The following is a 15,586-nucleotide window of genomic DNA, read 5'->3' on the forward strand; positions in this document are numbered from 1 at the left end:
ACAAGGAGTGACGACGGGCGGGCCCGTCATCGGCTACACTCAGGCGCCCACGAAGCGCGGGTTGGGCAGGAAGAGGGCGGCGAGTTCTCATTCCAGCGCAACTCCGGGCACGATTCAAGGGCGGCCGTTCAAGCCGCCCGTCGGACCGCCGTCAAATCCGGCGTCGCACGCCGCGGCGCGACCTTGCCGACCCCGGGATTGAACGCTTCGCTGCGCCACGCGCACCCCGTCCTGCACCGTTTCGCGCCGAACCCCGGCCGCTGAAACGGGTGCAGCGCATCACGCCGCCGTCAGGCAAGGTCAACCATCCGCATATGTCACAAACCGTACTCACCGACACCTTCTTCGCCAACTTCGATCTTCATCCGCTGCTGCAGCAGGGTCTGGACGACAGCGGTTTCACCCGCTGCACGCCGATCCAGGAAATGACTCTGCCGCTGGCGCTGGCCGGGCGCGACGTTGCCGGCCAGGCGCAGACCGGCACCGGCAAGACCTGCGCCTTCCTGGTCGCGCTGATGAACCACCTGCTGACCACCCCGGCGGTGGCCGAGCGCAAGGACAGCGACCCGCGCGCGCTGGTGATCGCGCCCACCCGCGAGCTGGCCATCCAGATCGAGAAGGACGCCAAGGCGATCGGCCGCCACACCGGCCTGCGCAGCGCGCTGATCTACGGCGGCGTCGACTACGACAAGCAGCGCCAGCAGCTGAAGGACGGCTGCGACATCATCATCGCCACCCCGGGCCGACTGCTCGACTACCACAAGCAGGGCGTGTTCAGCCTCAACAGCGTCGAGGTGATGGTGATCGACGAGGCCGATCGCATGTTCGACCTCGGCTTCATCAAGGACGTGCGCTTCATTTTCCGCAAGCTGCCGCCGCGCGAGCAGCGCCAGGTGCTGCTGTTCTCCGCCACCTTGAGCCACCGCGTGCTGGAGCTGGCCTACGAGCACATGCACGAGGCCGAGAAGCTGGTGGTGGAGAGCGACCACGTCACTGCCGACAAGGTGCGCCAGGTCGTCTACTTCCCGGCCAAGGAAGAGAAGATGCCGCTGCTGCTGAACCTGATCGACCGGCACAAGCCGTCGCGCAGCATCATCTTCGTCAACACCAAGGCTGCCGCCGAGCGCGTCACCGAGCGGGTCAAGCGCCATGGCTGCCGGGTCGGCGCGATCTCCGGCGACGTGCCGCAGCTGAAGCGGCAGAAGCTGCTGCAGCGCTTCCAGGACGGCCAGCTCGACATCCTGGTGGCCACCGACGTGGCCGCGCGCGGCCTGCACATCCCGGCGGTCAGCCACGTCTTCAACTACGACCTGCCGCACGAAGCCGAGGACTACGTGCATCGCATCGGCCGCACCGCGCGGCTCGGCGCCGAGGGCGACGCGATCAGCTTCGCCTGCGACCTGTACGCGATGAGCCTGCCGGACATCGAGACCTACATCGGCCAGAGCATCCCGGTCGGCGCGATGGAGCCGGAGCTGCTGGTGATGCCGAAGCCGCACGCGATCGACCCCGAGTTCGCCGCCAACGCCGCCGCCGACAGCGCCGCGTTTGGCGACGTGGTGGCGCCGCGGCCGGGCGAGAAGCCGCGCCGCAGCGGCGCTCCGGGTCGCAGCGGCGAGCGCAGCGGAAGCAGCCGCGGCGCCGCGCGCCCGCCGCGCGAGCGCAAGCCGGAGCTGGCCGACGGCCGTGTTGCCGCTGCCGAACAGCCGGCTGCCGAGGGCGTGCACAAGACCGAGGCGGCACCGCGGGCAGATGCCGGTCCGGCCGCCGAGGGGACGCGCAAGCCGCGGCGCCGTCGCGGCGGCCGCAATCGTCGCCGTGAAGGCGCGCCGACCGATGGCGTCGAGACGACCGGCCACCAGCCCGCGGTCGCCGAAGGCAATCGCGCACCGCGCGGCGAGCGTCGCCCGCCCCGCGAGCGCAACGCGGCCGAGTCCGCGGGTAGCGGCCACAGCCGGCCGTCGCGGCAGGTCGCGGTGACTTCGGGCAAGCCCAGCGAGCACGCCCATCCGAAGAAGCCGAGCCTGTTCCGTCGCCTGACCCGGCTGTTCACCGGCCGCTGAGTGCCGCGACCGCCGCGGGTTGGCCCGCGGCGGTCAGGGAAGTCCGCATCTTGCGGCCGGCTTCCCTTATCCTTGCGCGGATACGACGACACGCAGGCTCGGGGACGCGCGGTGATCCATTTCGACCAAGTCAGCAAGCGCTACGAAGGCGGCCATGAGGCGCTCTCGCAGCTTTCGTTCGAGGTGCCGACCGGCGAGATGGCCTTCGTCACCGGCCATTCCGGCGCCGGCAAGAGCACCCTGCTCAAGTTGCTGGGGCTGATCGAGCGGCCCTCGCACGGCACCATCAGCGTGGACGGCAAGAGTCTGGCGAAGATCCGCCACAGCGGCATCCCGAAGTGGCGCCGGCATCTCGGCATGGTGTTCCAGGACCATCGCCTGCTGCTGGATCGCAGCGTGTTCGCCAACGTCGAGCTGCCGCTGGTGATCGGCGGCATCGCCCGCGCCGAACGCGCGCGGCGCGTGCGTGCCGCGCTGGAGAAGGTCGGCCTGCTCGCCTACGAGCGGCAGCTGCCGGCCACCCTGTCCACCGGCGAGCAGCAGCGCGTGGGCATCGCCCGCGCGATCGTGGCGCGCCCCGCGCTGCTGATCGCCGACGAGCCCACCGGCAACCTCGACCCGCAGCTGGCGGTGGAGATCATGGGCCTGTTCGGCGAGTTCCAGCAGGTCGGCACCACCGTGCTGATCGCCAGCCACGACCTGCCGCTGATCAAGCGCATGAAGAAGCGCGTGATCGTGCTGGATCACGGCCGCCTGGTGGCCGACCTGGCCGCGCAGGAGGTGCTGTGAACACGTCGACCGAGACCCTGCACGTGCCGGCGGATGCGCCGCCGCGCAACGTCCACAGCCGCGGCAACCGCTTCGCCAGCTGGCAGGAACACCACCGCTGGAGCGCGGCGTCCAGCCTGCGCCGGCTCGCCGCGCGTCCGTTCGGCAGCCTGCTCACCATCGCGGTGATGGGCCTGGCGCTGGCCTTGCCGCTGACGTTCTACCTGCTGCTGGGCAACGTGCAGCAGCTCGGCAACGCGCTGGGCCAGAGCCAGGCGATCAGCGTGTTCCTGCAGCCGGGCCAGACCGCGCCACAGGCGCAACTGCTCGCCAGACAACTGGGCGACCGCCCCGAAGTGGCCGCAGTGACGGTGAAGACGCCGCAGCAGGGCATGGACGAGCTGGCGCAGATGCAGGGCTTCTCCGGTGCGCTGCAGACGCTGGACGACAACCCGCTGCCGTACGTGCTGCAGCTGCAGCCGCGCGCCGGCGTGGATGCGCACGCACTGGAGCAGCTGGTGGCCGACGTGCGCACGTTGCGCAGCGTCGAGCTGGTGCAGGACAGCGGCAGCTGGCGGCAGCGGCTGGATGCCTTGCTCGGCGTGGGCAACCGCGTGGTGCTGGTGCTGGCTTCGCTGCTGGCGCTGGCGGCGCTGCTGGTGGTCGGCAACACGATCCGGGTGGACATCGCCAGCCGCAGCGAGGAGATCGGCGTGCTGCTGCTGGTCGGCGCCAGTGGCGCGTTCGTGCGCCGGCCCTACCTGTACGCGGGGATCTGGTATGGCTTGTTCAGCGGCGTCCTGGCCGCGTTGCTGGCGGTGGCGATCGAGCTGGCGCTGGCCGCGCCGGTGGCGCAGCTGAGCCAAGCCTATGACGGCAAGCTCCACATCGGCGGCCTGCCGTTGTGGCTGCTGCTGGCGGTGCCGCTGGTCGCCGCGGCGCTGGGCTGGCTCGGCGCGCGGTTGGTTAGCGCGTGGCAATTGCGCCGGGCGGCATGACGGCCTTGCGCCGGGGTGACGTGAATCGCAGCCGTCGGTGCCCGCTCCGGTGCACTATCCCCGTTTGCGACGGGTGCAGGGGACGCACCCGCAGGTCCATCGGCGAAGGACGGCCACGAGTCGGGTGGGTAAGTTAAGCCATGAGTACGAATATCAGCGGCCGTCTGCTGACCGATGCACCGCGGGTGCTGGTGGTCGACGGCTCGCGCGTGGTGCGCCAGTTGATCACCCGCGTGCTGCAGGCCGAGCTGCCCGGGGTCGAGGTGGTCGGCTGCGGCAGCGGTGCGGAGGCGCAGCAGGTGCTCGGCGAGGGCGTGTTCGACTTCATCACCGTCGCGCTGCGCCTGCCGGACATGGACGGGCTGGAGCTGGCGCGCTTCGTGCGCGAGTCGGCGCCGCAGGCGTACGTGCCGATCGTGGTGGTGTCCGGCGACGTCGAGGGGCGCCTGCACAGCCGCTCGCTGGGCGAGCACGTCACCGACTACTTCGACAAGGCGCTCGGCTTCCAGGCGCTGGCCGAATTCATTCGCGGCTACGTGCGGCCGGACGCCACCGCCGAGGGCGTGGTGCTGTACGTCGAGGACAGCCGCGTGGTGGCGCTGGCGACGCGCCGCATGCTGGAGAAGATCGGTCTCACCGTGCGCCACGTGGTCAGCGTGGAAGATGCGCTGGCCCTGCTGGAAACCTCGAGGGCGCAAGGCGAGGTGGGCGCCGACGTGGTGCTCACCGACGTCAGCCTGAAGGGCGAGCTCACTGGCGGCGACCTGCTCAAGCACGTCCGCGGCGAGTTCGGCTACGGCAAGGGCCGGCTGCCGGTGCTGGTGATGACCGGCGACGAGAACCCGGCCAACCAGGCTGCGCTGATCAAGGCCGGCGCCAACGACCTGGTCGAGAAGCCGGTCGAGGAAAAACTGCTGGTGACCAAGCTGCTGTTCCAGCTGCGCGTGGCCAGGCACCTGCGCGAACACGCCGCCGGGGCATGAGCGACGCGGCGCAGATCCGGCTGGAACCGTCGTGGAAGGCGCGCATCGGCGACTACCTCGTGCGCCCGGAGATGCAGGCGCTGGCGGCGTTCCTGCGCGCGGAGAAGCAGGCCGGCAAGCGGATCTATCCGCCCGGTCCGGAGATCTTCGCCGCGTTCGCGCACACCCCGTTCGACGCGGTGCGGGTGGTGATCCTGGGCCAGGATCCGTACCACGGCCCCGGCCAGGCGCACGGCCTGTGCTTCTCGGTGCGCCCCGGCGTGCGGGTGCCGCCGTCGCTGGAAAACATCTTCAAGGAAATCCAGCGCGACCTCGGCATTGCGCGCCCCGACCACGGCTGCCTCACGCCATGGGCCGACCGCGGCGTGCTCCTGCTCAACAGCGTGCTGACGGTGGAGGAAGGCCGCGCCGGCTCGCACCAGGGCAAGGGCTGGGAAGGCTTCACCGACGCGGCGATCGACGCGCTGGGCCGCGAGCGCGAAGGCCTCGTGTTCCTGCTGTGGGGCAGCTACGCCCAGCGCAAGGGGCAACTGATCGACACCCGCAAGCACTGCGTGCTGAAGAGCGTGCACCCCTCGCCACTGTCGGCGCACCGCGGCTTCCTCGGCTGCGGGCATTTTTCCGCGGCGAACCGCTATCTGGAAGCGCACGGCCAGGCGCCGATCGACTGGTCGCTGCCGCCTCGCGCCGCGCTGGGGGACGGTTTCACGCCCGCTTGAAGGCCGTGTCGGTAGTCTTTGCCGGCGGGGTGGGGCGCTGGACAAGGGTGACAAATATCTGTACCATTCAGTTTACAAAAGCGCGGAACCAACTCGCGCTTTAGCACTCCAACTATCCGAGTGCTAAACTTTGACGTCGTTCAGGAGGTTCCACCCATGTCCCAAGCCTTGGCGATCACCCCCAGCAACCTGCCCAGCGTCGTCGGCAGCCTGGACGCCTATATCTCGGCCGTGCATCGCATCCCGGTGCTGAGCCAGGACGAGGAGCAGGAACTGTCGCGCCGCTACAACGAAAAGGAAGACCTGTCGGCGGCAAAGAAGCTGGTGATGTCGCACCTGCGCTTCGTGGTGCACGTGGCGCGCGGTTACAGCGGCTACGGCCTGCAGCTGGCCGACCTGATCCAGGAAGGCAACATCGGCCTGATGAAGGCGGTCAAGCGCTTCGACCCCGACCAGGGCGTGCGCCTGGTCAGCTTCGCGGTGCACTGGATCCGTGCCGAGATGCACGAGTTCATCCTGAAGAACTGGCGCATCGTCAAGGTCGCCACCACCAAGGCGCAGCGCAAGCTGTTCTTCAACCTGCGCAAGAGCAAGAAGCGCCTGGGCTGGATGAACGCGGCCGAGGTGAGTACCGTGGCGAAGGATCTGGGCGTGCCCGAGGCGACCGTGCGCGAGATGGAATCGCGCCTGTCCGGCCGCGACATCGGTTTCGAGGCCCCGGCCGATGCCGACGACGACGCCAAGCCGGCCCCGGCGGCGTTCCTGGTCGACGATGGCGCCGACCCGTACGAGAACGCGGCCGACGAGGACTACGCCGACAACCAGATGGAGACGCTGAGCGATGCGCTCGGCCATCTGGATCCGCGCTCGCGCGACATCATCCAGCGCCGCTGGCTGGATGATGCCAGCAAGGCCACGCTGCAGGACCTGGCCGACGAGTACGGTGTGTCTGCCGAGCGGATTCGCCAGATCGAGGCGAACGCGATGAAGAAGATGCGCGGTCTGTTCGCCGCGGTGGCCTGAACAGCGCATCACGGCTCGACCGAAAACGGCCCCGCGCGGGGCCGTTTTCGTGTCTGCACGGGGTGAGGCGTCGGTTCAGCGCCGCACGGCGGCAGGCTGGCGCAGCGCCATGCCCTTGAGCACGTTCAGCGCCTGCGACAGCGCGTAGTCGCTGGTGGCCAGCTTGGCGTCGTCGGCGCTGCCGTCGTTGTTGATGTCGGCGCCGGCCTTGGCGTTCTCGTTGGCCAGGTGGTTCGGCAGGTCGGCCTCCGAGCTGATCAGCACCGGCCCGCGGTCGGATTCGTTCACGGTGAGGTCGGCCAGCGCGATGTCGGGCTTGATCCCTTCGGCCTGGATCGAGGTGCCGTTCGGCGTGTAGTAGCGCGCGGTGGTGATCTTCACCGCGTGGTCGGCGTCCAGCGGCAGCACGGTCTGCACCACGCCCTTGCCGAACGTGCGCTGGCCCATGGTCAGCGCACGGTGGTTGTCCTTCAACGCGCCGGAGACGATCTCGGCGGCCGAGGCGGTGCCGTTGTTGGTCAGCACGATCATCGGCGCGCCGCCGAGCTGGTCGCCGGGGTGGGCCTTGAAGCTCATGTTCGCGTCCTGCAGCCGGCCACGGGTGGTGACGATGGTGCCGGCATCGAGGAAGTCGTCGCTGACGCCCACCGCCGCGGTGAGCAGGCCGCCCGGATTGTTGCGCAGGTCGAGCACGGCGCCCTTCGGCGCCCCGTGCTCGGCGATCAGCTGGCCCAGCTTCTTCTCCAGGTCGCCGGCAGTGTCCTCCTGGAACTGGCTGATCCGCACGTAGGCGTAGCCCGGCTCCAGCTCGCGCACCTTGACGCTGCTGACCGAGATGTTCTCGCGCACCAGGTGCAGGTCGATCAGCTTGTCGCTGTTCGGGTGCACGATGGTCAGGTCGATCTTGCTGCCCGGCTTGCCGCGCAGCTGCTTGAACATCTCGTCCACGTTCTGCGCGTCGACCACGCTGCCGTTGATCTTGACGATGCTGTCGCCCGGCTTGATGCCGGCGCGCGCCGCCGGGGTGTCGTCGATCGGCGAGACGATGCGCAGGCCGCCGTCGACCTGCAGCACCTCGATGCCGAGGCCGCTGTACTCGCCGGTGGTGTCCTCGCTGAGCTGGGTCAGGCCGTCCTTGTCCAGGTATTCGCTGTGCGGATCCAGGCCGCTGAGCATGCCGGTGATGGCGGCCTTCATCAGGGTCTTGTCGTCAACCTTCTCCACATAGGCCTGGCGCACCACCTCGTAGACGCGGCTGAAGTTGCGGATGTCGTCAAGATCCACCTGGTTGGCGGAACGGGCGCCGGCAGGCGCGTCGGCGCTGCTGGTGGTGGCCGGCAGGTCGACCGGCGGCGCCGCCACGCTGGCGGCAGCCGCCGGTGCGCTCTGCGCGCGGGCATCCGGCGCGGCGAGCAGGAACGGAACGGCCAGCAGCAGGACCGCCATGCCGATCGGCGGGCTAGAAGGGGAAAGACGCATGCGTGTGACTCCGTGCAGCAGGCAACGCCGCGCCGGAGCGCGACGGGAAAAGTGGTCAGGCATGAGACAACCAGATGCCGGGGTAATTCAGCGTTAACTCGTTGCTAGCCTGCGATGCGGCGGCGGTCGCGTCAACGGCGCTGGCTCAGCCAGCTGCGCGGGTCGACCGGCTTGCCGGCCTTGCGCAGCTCGAAATAGACCCCGGTATTGACGCCGGTGGGCGGGCTGGCGGTGCCGATCGCCTGGCCGGCCTCGACCTGGTCGCCCACCTCGCGCAGCAGGGTCTCGTTGTTGCCGTACATGCTCATCCAGCCGTTGCCGTGATTGAGGATCAGCAGCATGCCGTAACCGCGCAGGAAGCCGGCGTAGATCACCCGCCCGCGCGCCACGGCATGGATCTCGCTGCCGCCGCCGGCCTTGATCAGCACGCCGTTGCCGTAGCTGTTGACCACGCCGCTGGCCGGCCACGGCAGGTTGCCGCGGATGTTGGCGCCGGCGCCGCCGACCGCGAGCGGCGGCGGCCGGTGGCCGGGATGTTTCCTGACCGTCGCGGCGCGTTCGGCGGCGGCGCGCGCAGCGGCTTCGTCGATCGCCTTCTGCAGCTTGTCGAGCAGGTTGTTGAGCGATTGCGCGTTCTGCTTCAGCGCGGCCAGCCGCTGCGCCTGGTCTTTGTACCGGGCGTCGGTCTCGGCGGCCAGCTGCTGTTGCGCGGCGCGTTGCCGGGCCAGCGCGGCGGCCTGCTGCTCACGCTGGGCGCGGGTCGCCTGCAGCGCCTGCTGCTCGGCGGTGATCGCGTCCTCCAGCTCCTGCAGCTTGGCCAGGTCGGCCATCAGCCGCTGCACGCGTTGCACGCGGTCCTGCTGGAAGTATTTCGAGTACACCAATGCACGGGCGATGCGCGCCACGTCCTCGTCGCCCAGCAACAGGCGCAGGTCCGAGCCGTGGCCGAGCGCGTAGGTGGCGCGCAGCAGGTCGGCGATAGCGGCGCGCTGGCTGTCCAGCGTCTGCTTCAGCGCGCCGCGCTGCTGTTGCAGCTGGTCCAGCTGCTGCTGCTTGGCCGCCAGCTCGGCATCGGTCTGGCGCACCGCGCGCGCCGCGCCGGCCAGTGCGTTGGCCTGCCTGGCCAGTTCCGCGTTGACGCTGTCGCGGCGGGCCGCCGTGTCGGCCTGCTCCCTGGCCAGCGCCTCCATTTTGTGGCGCAGCTCGGCCAGTTTCTGCTTCGCCTCGGCTTGTTCGCTGCGGCTCGTGCCGTCCTGGCGCGCCTGCAGCGGAGTGACGGCCAGACAGCCCAGCAGTGCGGCAAAGATCAGGCAGCGGACGGGGTGGGCAGCGAAGCGGATGGGTTTGGGCATGCAGCCGATTATCCCCGAGCGGAGCGGATGGAGCGAGACGGGCGTGTCGGGCGGTGCCGCACGCCGGGCGCGGGTTCGCCGCGGATCCGCCGCCGGCCACGGCGAGGGTTGCGGCGGGGGCGCGCCGTTCGACGCGCCGATCCCGCCACGGTTGCATCCGGCGACGACAGTGGATGGAAGTCTAGCCGTCCAAACAAATGTTTTGACGCGCCGCAACAATTGTGCTCTAGTCGGAACCGCTCCTGCGCAAAACGACGGTGCCATCGGCATCGCGGCAGCCTGCGCAGCCCGGAGGGGTGAGATGGCGGCAAGCGGCACGGCGACGTTGTACGACCCGGCTTTCGAGCACGACAGCTGCGGCTTCGGCCTGGTGGCGCAGATCGACGGGCGCGCCGGCGCCGCGCTGGTCGACACCGCGTTCGCGGCGCTGGCGAAACTCTCCCACCGCGGCGGCGTCAACGCCGACGGCATCAGCGGTGACGGTTGCGGCGTGCTGATCCATCGCCCGGCGGACTGGCTGCGCGCGCTGGCCGCGGCGGACGGTATCGTGCCGGGCGAGCGTTTCGCGGCCGGGCTGGTGTTCCTCGACCCGACTGGCGGCGAGGCGGCCGCGATCGCGTTCGAGCGGCAGCTGGCCGAGGCCGGGCTGGCGCTGGCCGGCTGGCGCGAGGTGACCATCCATGCCGAAGCCTGCGGCCCACTGGCATACGCCACCTGCCCGCGCGTGCGCCAGGTGTTCGTGAATGCCTCGCCCGGGATGGACGACGATGCGTTCGAGCGCGCGCTGTTCCGCGCGCGCCGCCGCGCCGAGGCGGCACTGGTGGATGACCCGCAGTTCTACGTGGTGAGCCTGTCGGTGCACGCGATCGGCTACAAGGCGATGGCGGCGCCCGGCCGGTTGCGCGACGTGTTCGCCGACCTGCACCATCCGGCGCTGGCCAGCGATGCGGTGGTGTTCCACCAGCGCTTCTCCACCAACACCACGCCGCAATGGCGGCTGGCGCAGCCGTTCCGCCTGCTCGCGCACAACGGCGAGATCAACACCATCCGCGGCAACCGGCGCTGGATGCAGGCGCGCGAGGCGGTGCTGCGTTCGCCGCGGGTCGACCTCACCGACCTCGGCCCGCTGGTGCGCCAGGACGGCTCGGACTCGGAAAGCCTGGACAACGCGCTGGAGGTGCTGCTGGCCGGCGGCCTCGACATGCTCACCGCGATGCGCGTGCTGGTGCCGCCGGCGTACGCGGCGCGCGAGGATCTGGACGAGGACCTCAGCGGCTTCTACGAGTACTACGCGCTGCACAGCGAACCGTGGGACGGCCCGGCCGGGCTGGTCATGTGCGACGGCCACTACGCCGCCTGCACGCTGGACCGCAACGGCCTGCGCCCGGCGCGCTGGGCACTGTCCGACGACAACCTGCTGATCGTCGCCTCCGAGGCCGGCCTGTGGGACGTGCCGGCCGCGCGCGTGGTGGCCAAGGGCCGGCTCGGCCCGGGCCAGATGCTGGCGGTGGATTTCGCCGGCAGGCGCCTGCTGCACGACGCCGACATCGATGCGATCAACAAGAGCCGCGCGCCGTTTCGCGACTGGTTGCGCGCCGGTGTCAGCTATCTCGAATCGGACCTGATCGATCCCAGCCTCGCCGCCGAGCCGCTGCCGGCGCCAGTGCTGCGCCGCTACCAGAAGCTGTACGGCCTCAGCCGCGAAGAGCGCGAGAGCGTGCTCAAGGTGCTGGCCGAGACCGAGGCTGAGGCCACCGGCGCGATGGGCGACGACACGCCGATGGCGGCGCTGTCGCGCCAAGTGCGGCCGCTGTTCGACCGCTTCCGCGAAGGTTTCGCCCAAGTCACCAACCCGCCGATCGATCCGCTGCGCGAGCGGCTGGTGATGTCGCTGGTCACCCAGTTCGGCCGCGAAGGCAATTTGTTCGAGCTGTCGGCGGACAACGCGAAGCAGATCCTGCTGAACTCGCCGATCTGCTCGCAGCGCAAGCTGCGCCAGCTGCTGGCGCTGCCGCAGTTCGTCGACGCCACCGTGCAGATCGACCTGTGCTACCGGCCCGAGGAAGGGCTGGAAGCGGCGCTGCGCCGCTTCTGCCGCGAAGCGGAGCAGGGCGTACGCGGCGGCGCCGGGATGGTCTTCATCACCGACCGCTATCCGAACCGGGACACGCTGCCGGCGCACGCGCTGCTCGCCGTCGGCGCGATCCACGCGCATCTGGTCGAAAGCGGCTTGCGCTGCCAGTGCAACCTGCTGGTGGAAACCGCCACCGCGCGCGACGCGCACCAGTTCGCCTGCCTGATCGGCTTCGGCGCCACCGCGATCTACCCGTGGCTGGCCTACCAGAGCCTGTTCGAGCTGGGCCGCGACGGCCACATCAAGCGCGGCGACGGCACGGCGCGCGAGATCGGCCGCAGCTACCGCCGCGGCATCCGCAAGGGGCTGCTGAAGATCCTCTCGAAGATGGGCATCTCCACCATCGCCGGCTACCGCGGCGCGCAGCTGTTCGAGATCGTCGGCCTGGCGCCCGAAGTGGTGGCGCTGTGCTTCGCCGGCACGCCGTCGCGCATCGGCGGTGCCGGCTTCGCCGATCTCGAGCACGACGCGCGCCTGCTCGCCGCCGAGGCCTGGAACGAGGCGCAGCCGCTGCGCGCCGGCGGCATCTACAAGTACGTGCACGGCGGCGAGTACCACATGTACAACCCCGACGTGATCGACACGCTGCAGGTCGCCGTGCGCAGCGGCGCGATGGCCGACTACCGGCGCTACGCGCAACAGGTGGACACGCGCCCGCCGTCTGCCTTGCGCGACCTGCTGCTGCCGCAGGCGGCGGGCCAGCCGGTGCCGCTCGATGAAGTCGAGCCGGTCGAGGCGATCCTCAAGCGTTTCGACTCCGCCGGCATGTCGCTCGGCGCGCTGTCGCCGGAGGCGCACGAGGCGCTGGCGATCGCGATGAATCGTCTTGGCGCGCGCAGCAATTCCGGCGAAGGCGGCGAGGATCCGGCACGCTACGGCACCGAGAAGAGTTCGAAGATCAAGCAGGTGTCCTCCGGTCGCTTCGGCGTCACCGCCGAGTACCTGGTCAACGCCGAGGTGCTGCAGATCAAGATCGCGCAGGGCGCCAAGCCCGGCGAGGGCGGCCAGCTGCCCGGGCACAAGGTCAACGAGCTGATCGCGCGGCTGCGCTACGCCAAGCCCGGCATCGGCCTGATCTCGCCGCCGCCGCACCACGACATCTATTCGATCGAGGACCTGGCGCAGCTGATCCACGACCTGAAGGAAGTGAACCCGACCGCACTGATCTCGGTGAAGCTGGTCTCGCACGCCGGCGTCGGCACGGTCGCCGCCGGCGTGGTCAAGGCCGGCGCGGACCTGATCACCATCTCCGGTCACGACGGCGGCACCGGCGCCAGCCCGCTCACCTCGATCAAGTACGCCGGCACGCCGTGGGAACTGGGCGTGGCCGAGGCGCAGCAGACGCTGCGCCGCAACGGCCTGCGTGGGCGCGTGCGGCTGCAGACCGACGGCGGCCTGAAGACCGGGCTGGACGTGATCAAGGCCGCGCTGCTCGGCGCCGAGAGCTTCGGCTTCGGCACCGGCCCGATGGCCGCGCTGGGCTGCAGGTACCTGCGCATCTGCCACCTCAACAACTGCGCCACCGGCATCGCCACGCAGAACGAGACGCTGCGTCAGGAGCACTTCACCGGCCTGCCCGAGATGGTGATGAATTACTTCCGCCTGCTCGCCGAGGACGTGCGCGAGCACCTGGCGCAGCTCGGCGTGCGCAGCCTCGGCGAGCTGGTCGGCCGCAGCGACCTGCTGCGCCAGGCCGAGGGCAGCACGCCGGTGCAGCGGCAGCTCGACCTGTCGCGGCTGATCGACGCCGACGGTCTCGGCACCGCGGTCGACAGCGGCTGCACGATGGCGCGCAACCCGATGCGCGACGAAGCGGCGCTGGCCACGCGCATCGCCCACGATGCCGCGCCGCTGGTGGAACTGGGCGCAGGCGGCACCTTCCGCTACGCCATCGCCAACACCGACCGTGCGATCGGCGCGCGGCTGTCCGGCGCGGTGGCGCGGCGCTGGGGCGACCACGGCATGCCCGAACCGATCACCCTGCAACTGGAAGGCAGTGCCGGGCAGAGCCTCGGCGCGTGGAATGCCGGCGGCGTGCAGATCGAGCTCACCGGCGAGGCGAACGACGGCGTCGGCAAGGGCATGGCCGGCGGGCGCATCCTGGTGCGGCCGCCGGCCGAGTCGCCGTTCGCCAGCCAGGACGCGGCGATCCTCGGCAACACCTGCCTGTACGGCGCCACCGGCGGCGAGCTGTTCGCCGCCGGCCGCGCCGGCGAGCGCTTCGGTGTGCGCAACTCCGGCGCGCTGGCGGTGATCGAGGGCGCCGGCGACCACTGCTGCGAGTACATGACCGGCGGCGTGGTCGCCGTGCTCGGCGCCTGCGGCCTCAACTTCGGCGCCGGCATGACCGGCGGCTTCGCCTACGTGCTCGACCTCGAGCGCAACTTCGTCGATTGCTACAACCACGAGCTGGTCGACATCGTGCGCATCACGCCCGAAGGCATGGAACACCACATGCAGCACCTGCGCAGCCTGATCGCGCGCCACGCCGAGCTCACCGGCAGCGCGTGGGCGCGGCATTTGCTCGGGGATTTCCGCGGCCTGCTGCAGCGCTTCTGGCTGGTCAAGCCGAAGGCGGCCAGCCTCGCCGCGCTGGCCGACGAATTGCGGAGGGCGGCATGAGCGACAAACTGTTCCAGTTCCTCAATCTCCCCCGCCAGCCACCCAAGGCGGTGCCGGTGGCGATCCGCGTGCTCGGCTACGGCGAGATCAGCGGCGACTTCGCGCCGGCCGCCGCGGTGGGCCAGGCCGAGCGTTGCCTCGACTGCGGCAATCCGTACTGCGAACACGCCTGTCCGGTGCACAACTACATCCCGGACTGGCTGAAGCTGGTGCAGGACGGGCGCCTGTTCGAGGCCGCCACGCTGATGCACGAGACCAACCCGCTGCCGGAAATCTGCGGCCGCGTATGCCCGCACGATCGCCTGTGCGAAGGCGCCTGCACGCTGGAGCAGGGCGGCTTCGGCGCGGTGACCATCGGCAGCATCGAGCGCTCGATCACCGACGAGGCGTTCCGCCAGGGCTGGCGGCCGGACCTGTCCGGCGTGGTGGAAAGCGGCCGCCGCGTGGCGGTGGTCGGCGCCGGCCCGGCCGGGCTGTCGTGCGCGGACCGGTTGCGCCGCGCCGGCATCGCGGTGGACGTGTTCGACCGCCAGCGCGAGATCGGCGGTCTGCTCACCTTCGGCATCCCGCCGTTCAAGCTGGACAAGACGGTGATCCACACCCGCCGCGCGGTGCTCGAAGGCATGGGCGTGCGTTTCCACCTCAACGTGGAGATCGGCCGCGACCTCGCGTTCGAGCGGCTGCTGGCCGACTACGATGCGGTGTTCCTCGGCACCGGCGCCTACACCTTCGTCGACGGCGAGCTGCCCGGGCGCGAGCTCGATGGCGTGCACGACGCGCTGCCGTTCCTGATCGCCAACGCGAACCGCCTGCTCGACGACCAGCCGGTGCCGCCGGCGCTCGACCTCAACGGCAAGCACGTGGTGGTACTCGGCGGCGGCGACACCGGCATGGACTGCAATCGCACCTCGGTGCGCCTGGGTGCCGCCTCGGTCACCTGCGTGTACCGACGCGGCGAGGCCAGCATGCCCGGCTCGCGCCGCGAGATCGCCTACAGCCGCGAGGAGGGCGTGGGTTTCCTGTTCCATCACCAGCCGCTGGCCCTGCTCGGCGAGCAAGGCCGGGTGCGCGGCGTGCGCCTGGTGCGTACCGAGGTGGGACGCGATGCGGACGGCCGCGCGCGGCTGCAGCACGTCGAGGGCAGCGAGACCGAGCTGCGTGCCGACGTGGTGATCCAGGCGTTCGGCTTCCGTCCCAGTCCGCCCGCGTGGTGCGCCACACATGGCATCGCGCTGGACGCCGGCGGCCGCATCCTGGCCGGCGACGCGGGTGCGCTGCCGTTCCAGACCGGCCACCCGAAGATCTTCGCCGGCGGCGACAACATGCGCGGCGCCGACCTGGTGGTGCGCGCGGTGCACGACGGGCGCGAGGCAGCCGGCTCGATCGCACGGATGCTCGCCGAGCTTCCGCTGGAAGCGGTGGCCTGCGTGGCGTAAGTTTCGCGC

At 70.4% G+C, this 15,586-nt stretch carries 10 protein-coding genes; 8 read left to right on the forward strand and 2 right to left on the reverse strand.

Features of this window, described 5'->3' with window-relative positions:
* Positions 1 to 314: 314 nt before the first annotated feature.
* The 6 genes from RHOOR92_RS0113425 to rpoH all read left to right on the forward strand — a co-directional run bounded on the left by RHOOR92_RS0113425 (position 315) and on the right by rpoH (position 6,554).
* Complete coding sequence (locus RHOOR92_RS0113425) at positions 315 to 2,063, forward strand: DEAD/DEAH box helicase (RefSeq protein WP_027490483.1); 1,749 nt, start codon at positions 315 to 317, stop codon at positions 2,061 to 2,063.
* Positions 2,064 to 2,174: 111 nt separating this feature from the next.
* On the forward strand, positions 2,175 to 2,852 hold the full coding sequence (ftsE, locus tag RHOOR92_RS0113430; protein WP_015448884.1) for a cell division ATP-binding protein FtsE: 678 nt from the start codon (positions 2,175 to 2,177) through the stop codon (positions 2,850 to 2,852).
* A complete protein-coding gene (gene ftsX / locus RHOOR92_RS0113435) occupies positions 2,849 to 3,829 on the forward strand; it encodes a permease-like cell division protein FtsX (RefSeq protein WP_007508750.1) in 981 nt (326 codons plus the stop codon). Before ftsE ends, ftsX begins: the two co-directional genes overlap by 4 nt.
* A 140-nt stretch (positions 3,830 to 3,969) precedes the next feature.
* Entirely contained in the window at positions 3,970 to 4,812 is an 843-nt protein-coding gene (locus RHOOR92_RS0113440; protein WP_007508747.1) for a response regulator, read from the forward strand.
* The gene (gene ung, locus RHOOR92_RS0113445) at positions 4,809 to 5,531 is read left to right on the forward strand and encodes a uracil-DNA glycosylase (protein ID WP_007508745.1); all 723 of its coding nucleotides are present in this window, start codon (positions 4,809 to 4,811) and stop codon (positions 5,529 to 5,531) included. The genes RHOOR92_RS0113440 and ung overlap by 4 nt, the downstream gene beginning before the upstream one ends.
* Before the next feature lie 156 nt (positions 5,532 to 5,687).
* A complete protein-coding gene (gene rpoH, locus RHOOR92_RS0113450; protein WP_007508743.1) occupies positions 5,688 to 6,554 on the forward strand; it encodes an RNA polymerase sigma factor RpoH in 867 nt (288 codons plus the stop codon).
* Positions 6,555 to 6,629: 75 nt separating this feature from the next.
* Here rpoH and RHOOR92_RS0113455 read toward each other — a convergent pair whose 3' ends face one another.
* Complete coding sequence (locus tag RHOOR92_RS0113455; RefSeq protein WP_015448881.1) at positions 6,630 to 8,033, reverse strand: S41 family peptidase; 1,404 nt, start codon at positions 8,031 to 8,033, stop codon at positions 6,630 to 6,632.
* 131 nt (positions 8,034 to 8,164) lie between these two features.
* A complete protein-coding gene (locus tag RHOOR92_RS0113460) occupies positions 8,165 to 9,385 on the reverse strand; it encodes a peptidoglycan DD-metalloendopeptidase family protein (RefSeq protein WP_007508739.1) in 1,221 nt (406 codons plus the stop codon).
* A gap of 301 nt (positions 9,386 to 9,686) precedes the next feature.
* On the opposite strand from RHOOR92_RS0113460, the gene gltB reads away from it, so the two are divergent.
* Together gltB and RHOOR92_RS0113470 are read left to right on the forward strand one after the other, a co-directional pair.
* On the forward strand, positions 9,687 to 14,141 hold the full coding sequence (gene gltB, locus RHOOR92_RS0113465; RefSeq protein ID WP_027490484.1) for a glutamate synthase large subunit: 4,455 nt from the start codon (positions 9,687 to 9,689) through the stop codon (positions 14,139 to 14,141).
* The gene (locus RHOOR92_RS0113470) at positions 14,138 to 15,577 is read left to right on the forward strand and encodes an FAD-dependent oxidoreductase (RefSeq protein WP_027485239.1); all 1,440 of its coding nucleotides are present in this window, start codon (positions 14,138 to 14,140) and stop codon (positions 15,575 to 15,577) included. The genes gltB and RHOOR92_RS0113470 overlap by 4 nt, the downstream gene beginning before the upstream one ends.
* Positions 15,578 to 15,586 lie beyond the last annotated feature (9 nt).

This window comes from Rhodanobacter sp. OR92, from assembly GCF_000427545.1.
Lineage (GTDB): Bacteria > Pseudomonadota > Gammaproteobacteria > Xanthomonadales > Rhodanobacteraceae > Rhodanobacter > Rhodanobacter denitrificans.

Bases quoted from the DNA above. Each gene is read 5' to 3' on its own strand.
- RHOOR92_RS0113425 (WP_027490483.1), top strand. From the start codon at position 315: ATGTCACAAACCGTACTCACCGACACCTTCTTCGCCAACTTCGATCTT.
- RHOOR92_RS0113440 (WP_007508747.1), top strand. From the start codon at position 3,970: ATGAGTACGAATATCAGCGGCCGTCTGCTGACCGATGCACCGCGGGTG.
- ung (WP_007508745.1), top strand. From the start codon at position 4,809: ATGAGCGACGCGGCGCAGATCCGGCTGGAACCGTCGTGGAAGGCGCGC.
- rpoH (WP_007508743.1), top strand. From the start codon at position 5,688: ATGTCCCAAGCCTTGGCGATCACCCCCAGCAACCTGCCCAGCGTCGTC.
- RHOOR92_RS0113455 (WP_015448881.1), bottom strand. From the start codon at position 8,033: ATGCGTCTTTCCCCTTCTAGCCCGCCGATCGGCATGGCGGTCCTGCTG.
- RHOOR92_RS0113460 (WP_007508739.1), bottom strand. From the start codon at position 9,385: ATGCCCAAACCCATCCGCTTCGCTGCCCACCCCGTCCGCTGCCTGATC.
- gltB (WP_027490484.1), top strand. From the start codon at position 9,687: ATGGCGGCAAGCGGCACGGCGACGTTGTACGACCCGGCTTTCGAGCAC.
- RHOOR92_RS0113470 (WP_027485239.1), top strand. From the start codon at position 14,138: ATGAGCGACAAACTGTTCCAGTTCCTCAATCTCCCCCGCCAGCCACCC.